The sequence below is a fragment of the Spirosoma soli genome, assembly GCF_042684525.1.
Classification (GTDB): Bacteria; Bacteroidota; Bacteroidia; order Cytophagales; family Spirosomataceae; genus Spirosoma; species Spirosoma soli.
In genome coordinates, this window is record NZ_JBHULN010000047.1 from 1 (window position 1) to 1,493 (window position 1,493).

At 61.7% G+C, this 1,493-nt stretch carries 1 protein-coding gene; it reads right to left on the reverse strand.

Annotated elements, in window-relative coordinates:
* The coding region (locus tag ACFSUS_RS28995) for a putative Ig domain-containing protein (RefSeq protein ID WP_381528780.1) at window positions 1-1,493 on the reverse strand (1,493 nt) is incomplete at both ends.

The window sequence follows — 1,493 nt, forward strand, 5'->3', positions numbered from 1 at the left end:
CTCAGCCCCTGTGGATCAGTAGCCACCAGCACCACCGTTGTGCTACCCGGCCCGGTGGGTACTCCCATCAGCGAAGGGCCTTCCAACCGCAGACCCGCTGGCAACGCCTGAGCCGACAAGCTCAATTGACCGGGCGTCTCCTGATCGCCGAATACATTCTGCAGGTTGAGGTTGGTCATCTGGCCCACTACCAGCGTCTGGTCAGTAACCGGACTCACCACTCTCGGCGGGGTGTTATCGTTACCCTGACTCATGCAGGCCGCCAGCCAGTGGTAGCTAAAGCTGGCCGGCTCGGTGCTGCCTGTCTGGGTAGCCCTGAGCGTAATGACCGGATTGTCCCGGTACAAGGTCAACGAATAAGGACCCGGCTCGTTGGTGGGCAGGAGTTCGTTGACTACCCCAAAGGCAATGGCCTGCCCGTTCACCCCTACGTACTGGGGCACAAAGCTGATGTTGATGCGGTCAGCGGTAGGTGTACAGCTGATGGTAGTCACCCCCGTGATAGCAAAGGGCGGAGTTGGGCCCACTGGACCACTGGCCGGACTGACCACCAAGCTCACCAGCGTACTCACCGACAGCCCCCCCGGATCAGTAGCCGTTAAGGTGACCGAGTAAGGTGAGCCTACCGTCGTCGAAGGCGTTCCTGAGAGCGTGTAGCCACTCAGACCGATGCCTGGAGGCAAACCTTTGGCGGACAGGAGCAAACTACCTGGTGTCTGAGCATCTGAGAAGGTGCCAGCTGGGATGACGTAGCTGTAGCCCACCCCCACCGTGGCCGACTGGGGAGGTACGCTCATCACCACCGTTGGCGGGGTGTTACTCGACTCCGAGGCCTGGCAGGCCGCCAGCCAGTCATAGACAAACAGGGCTTCCTGAGCGGTGCCCGCCTGAACAGCGCTCAGGGTGATGCGGGGGTTGTCGGTGTAGAGCCGGATGGTATAGGGTCCTCCATCAGTGGTGGGGAAGAGCTCGTTGACCACTGAGAAGCTGATGGGCTGGCCGGTGAGCCCCGAGTAGCGGGGGGCAAAGCTGAGGCTGTAGCGGTTGGGCAGCACCGGGGTACAACTGATGGTGGTCACCCCTGTGATGGCAAAGGGGCTGGTATCGACCGGTGCCGTAGTCAGACTAAGCACCACGCTGGCCGTCCCGGTGCAGCCATTGGGGGCCGTCACCACAACCGAGTAAGACCCCGCCTGACTCACCACAATGGCGGGATCGGTCTGGTTGGTACTCCACCGCAGGCTCAGGGGCTGGACTTCTCCGCTGACCAGGGCCGTCAGGGTGGCGCTCTGCCCCTGGGTGATGGTCAGCGACGGACTGGCCGTGATGCTCACCGAGGGAGGAATCACATCCTCCGAGACCACTACACTAGCCGTGGCCGTGCAACTACTGGCATTGGTCAGGGTCACCGAGTAAGTGCCGGTTGCACTCACCGAGATCACTGGACTTGTTTCGTTTGTATTCCAGCGCACATTGCCTGCGCCTAGTGCCGT